Origin of the sequence: Peptoniphilus sp. SGI.035 (genome assembly GCF_050315115.1) — a bacterium.
Classification (GTDB): Bacteria; Bacillota; Clostridia; order Tissierellales; family Peptoniphilaceae; genus Peptoniphilus_A.
In genome coordinates, this window is record NZ_JBNPOJ010000038.1 from 1 (window position 1) to 4,203 (window position 4,203).

General features: G+C 32.5%; 4 protein-coding genes. All 4 read left to right on the forward strand.

The features are described 5' to 3' along the window. Positions 1-125: 125 nt before the first annotated feature. Genes ftsE through ACQRC6_RS09590 form a run of 4 tightly spaced genes read left to right on the forward strand, consistent with a single transcriptional unit; the run spans position 126 to position 4,116 of the window. A complete protein-coding gene (ftsE, locus tag ACQRC6_RS09575; RefSeq protein WP_293559577.1) occupies positions 126-824 on the forward strand; it encodes a cell division ATP-binding protein FtsE in 699 nt (232 codons plus the stop codon). Next, entirely contained in the window at positions 799-1,701 is a 903-nt protein-coding gene (gene ftsX, locus ACQRC6_RS09580; protein ID WP_427848719.1) for a permease-like cell division protein FtsX, read from the forward strand. Before ftsE ends, ftsX begins: the two co-directional genes overlap by 26 nt. A 13-nt stretch (positions 1,702-1,714) precedes the next feature. Then, positions 1,715-2,947, forward strand: coding sequence for a murein hydrolase activator EnvC family protein (locus tag ACQRC6_RS09585; RefSeq protein ID WP_427848720.1), 1,233 nt, complete (start codon positions 1,715-1,717; stop codon positions 2,945-2,947). Further along, positions 2,947-4,116, forward strand: coding sequence for a S41 family peptidase (locus ACQRC6_RS09590; RefSeq protein WP_427848721.1), 1,170 nt, complete (start codon positions 2,947-2,949; stop codon positions 4,114-4,116). Before ACQRC6_RS09585 ends, ACQRC6_RS09590 begins: the two co-directional genes overlap by 1 nt. Positions 4,117-4,203: the final 87 nt, after the last annotated feature.

Sequence of the window (4,203 nt, forward strand, 5' to 3'; positions counted from 1 at the left end):
AAAAAATTTTATTTTATTTTAAAAATATTCAGAAAATTTGAAAAAATAGAGAATTTTAATAAAATTACTGTACATTTGTAACCACTTTGTAATATAATTGTTAAAGGTAATAGAAAGGTGTAGATATGATTAAATTTGAAAATGTATTTAAGAAATATAACAATGGTGTTACTGCACTTTCAAATGTAAATATAGAGATACCTCGTGGGGACTTCGTGTTTTTAGTTGGTCCATCGGGCGCTGGTAAATCTACTATGATTAAACTTCTTATTCGAGAAGAAAAAGTTAGTCGTGGAAAAATTTACATTGCTGAAAATGAAATAACAAAACTATCTAAATATATGATACCCAAACTCAGAAGAAATATTTCTGTTGTCTTTCAAGATTACAGATTATTAGAAAAAAAAACTGTCTATGAAAATGTGGCATTTGCACTAGAAATTCTTGGAGAGTCAAAAAGGCAAATAAATGAAAAGGTTGATTATGCACTTGACCTTGTAAATCTTGGGGACAAGAAAAAAAACTACCCTTCTGAATTATCAGGGGGCGAGTCGCAAAGAGTTTCCATTGCAAGAGCAATAGTAAATAAGGCAACTTACCTCGTATGTGATGAACCTACGGGCAATCTTGATGAAAGCACTGCATGGGACATTATGCAGGCACTAAAAAATATTAACGACGACGGCAAAACTGTCATTATGGCGACTCATGCAGTTAATATAGTAAATAAATTTAATAAGAGAGTTGTAACTTTAGATAATGGAGAAATTGTTTCTGATGTTAAAGAGGGAGGATATTATGAAAATAATACGACAGTTCTTTAATATTGTTAAAGAATCTTTTTCAGGTATCTGGAGAAATAAGACTATGTCCTTTACTTCCATTATTTCCATTGCTGCCATGCTTACACTTTTTGGCGTGGTGATGCTAATGATTTTAAATTTAAATGGAATTGTCTATCAAACTGGAGAAAAGTTAGATAAGGTTGTATTTTTCTTAAAGGATGATGCAAGTCCTAGCGATGTAAATGCCTTTATCGACGAGCTTCACGACAACAAGAAGGTTAAAAAAGTTTCCTATGTTTCTAGGGAAGAGGCTTTAGAGGAATTTAAAGAAGATTTTGGAGAAAAATCTAAAATCCTAGAAAATATCCCTGGAGGCAATCCTCTACCTGCATCAATAACTGTAGAGATGAAAGAATTATCCTATGGCAAGGAAGTTGAAGAAAAATATAAGAGCCTTCCAATAGTTGAAGACTGCAATTATTATTACGACTTTGTAACTCAAATGATGAAGGTACAAAATGGTGTTAAATATGTTGGAGCTGGCATTGTTTTAATTCTAGTTCTTGTGTCTGTGTTGATTATCCACAATACTATTAGGATTGCAATTTCCAATAGAAGAAAAGAAATTAGTATTATGAAATATGTTGGTGCAACAAACACTTATATTAGAGGACCTTTTTTAATTGACGGAATAATTTTTGGCATTGTAGGTGCAGTTATAGCGGGATTTATAACTTTGAGGCTTTATGAAATTTTATTTGACAGATTGAATCCTCAGATTTGCGATATTATCAATGTAGATATGATATCTGCTTTGTCCATTAGACAAGATTTATATATAATATTTGCATGTATTGGTGTTGGAATAGGCTTTTTTGGAAGTTTGTTTTCTACTAAGAAATTTTTGGATGTGTAGGTGAGTTATAGAAATGTATAGTAAGAAAAAGATTCTTGCAATATGTCTTACAGCAATTATGGCTATGCCAACAGGCACTATTGCAAAGAGTTCTAAAAGTCTAACTATTGAAAGAGATAAAAAAAAGCAAGAGCAAGTGAAATTAAATAATAAAATGAAGGAGCAAAAGTCTAATATTTCAAGTACTGAAACTGAAAAGAAATCAGTTACCAGTGAAATTGAAAATTTAGATGAAAAGATTCAAGTTACTTCCTCTAAGATTTCAGCTTTAGAAAAGGAAATTTCTGATTTAAACAATGACATAAAAGAAAATCAAGCTAAATTAGAAAAAGCTCAGGCAAATTTAGCTGAAAACACAGATACACTTAGGCTTAGACTTAGAGAAATGTATAAGAGAGGCAATATAAATTATATTGAAGTTATATTAAACTCTAAAGACATCGAAGAATTACTTAGAAATAACGAAATTATTTCATCTATCGCAAGAGCTGATAGAGAATTAATTGAATTTATACAAGAACAAATTGACACAATAAAGGACACTGAAGAAAAACTTAAAATTGACAGAGCAAAAGTTTCTGCAAATAAGGCTGCAGTAGAAAATGAAAGACAATCATACCAAGCGGCAATTGATGCAAAAAATAAATATATGAAAGTATTGGAGTCAAACTTAGATCTATATAAGGCTGAATTTGAAGAAGCTCAATCAAATTGGGAAAGTTTGGATTTAGAAATATTGAGACTTCAAAAAGAAATTGCCATTCAAAAAAAGGCTGAAGAAGCCGCAAAGGAAAGGGCAAGAAGAGCAAGTGCAGCAAGAGTTCACTCAGATATTTCTGTGCCTTCTGGTCCAAGAGATGGTCAAAGATATACATGGCCAGTTCCCGGACACTATTCTATTTCTTCGCCTTATGGATATAGAGTGCATCCAATCCTTGGATATATAAAATTCCACTCTGGAATAGATATACCTGCGCCAAGTGGCACTCCGGTAGTTGCTGCAAAATCTGGCACAGTAATTATGGCAAAGACGATGAGCGGCTATGGAAATGTAGTAATGGTTGACCATGGCGAAACTGTTACAGTTTATGCCCATTGTTCAGCATTAAATGTATCTGTTGGTGATACTGTAAATGCTGGCGATGTAGTTTCTTTTGTTGGAACAACTGGTCTTTCCACAGGACCACATTTGCATTTTGAAGTGAGAGTAAATGGAGCCACTGTAAATCCATTAGGTTATGTTTAATGAAAAAGAATAAAATTTTAAAAATTATAGCAGTTGTATTATTGGTAGTTACAACTGCTTTTGTTACTAGAATATTAACAGTTAGACAAGTTGTAAGTTCCAATGAAAATTTTGGAAAAGTAATAGTATTAGAAAAATACCTTAGAGAAAACTATCTTTACAACAAAGATATTAAAGATGAAAATTTAGAATCAGGTCTATTAAAGGGTTTAGTTGCAGGATTGGGCGACCCCTATTCACAATATCTTACAAAAGACGAGATGAAAAAATTGTCTGAAACTACGACTGGTAAATTCCAAGGGATTGGAGTTTTAATTTCGCCTGCTGAAGATGGAACTGTAACTGTAATTTCGCCAATTAAAGGATCACCAGCAGACAGAGCTGGTGTTGAATCAGGAGATAAAATTTTAAAAATTAATGGAAAAGATTTTAGTGCTGAAAAAATTGACGAAGCATCAAAGGAAATGCGTGGCGAAAGGGGCACAACTGTAAAAATTTTGCTCCTTAAAAAGAAAAGTTTAAAGACTAAAGAAGTTGAAATAAAAAGAGAAGAGATTAAAATCGACTCTATAATAAAAAGTAAAATCGGAAACTTTGGTTACATTGGAATAACAATGTTTGATGAAGAAACGGGAAGAGACTTTGTCAAAGCTTTAAATGAACTTACAAGGGAAGGCGTCAAGGGAATAATCTTAGATATGAGAGGAAATCCAGGCGGAGTTGTTGACGCAGCAGTTGAAGTAGGAGATGCAATCCTACCTAAGACAAGTTTTGTAACATTAAAAAATAACAAGGGCGAAATAATCGACGATTATAAAATAGATGACAAGTACAATGATATAAAAATGGTGGTACTTGTAAATGAGGGTTCAGCATCTGCATCAGAAATTTTGGCGGGTGCAATAAGAGACCTTGATCGTGCAAAAATTATTGGAAAGAAAACCTATGGAAAGGGCGTCGTGCAAAATGTGATTGAACTTCCAAAGGGCGATGGATTAAAGTTGACGACATCAGAATATTTTACGCCAAGTGGCAAGTCAATAAATAAAAAGGGAATTGAACCAGATATTGAAGTAGATTTGCCAGAGAATATTAAGGGAATTGGCATAGATTATAAGGATACAGATACACAACTTCAAAAGGCAATTGAAGTTTTGAAAGAAAAATAAGTAAAAAGAAAGGTTCTTTGTCAAATAGTGTTGGTGAATAAAAATTAATGATATATGGTTTATGTCTTAAGGCTTAAACCATATATT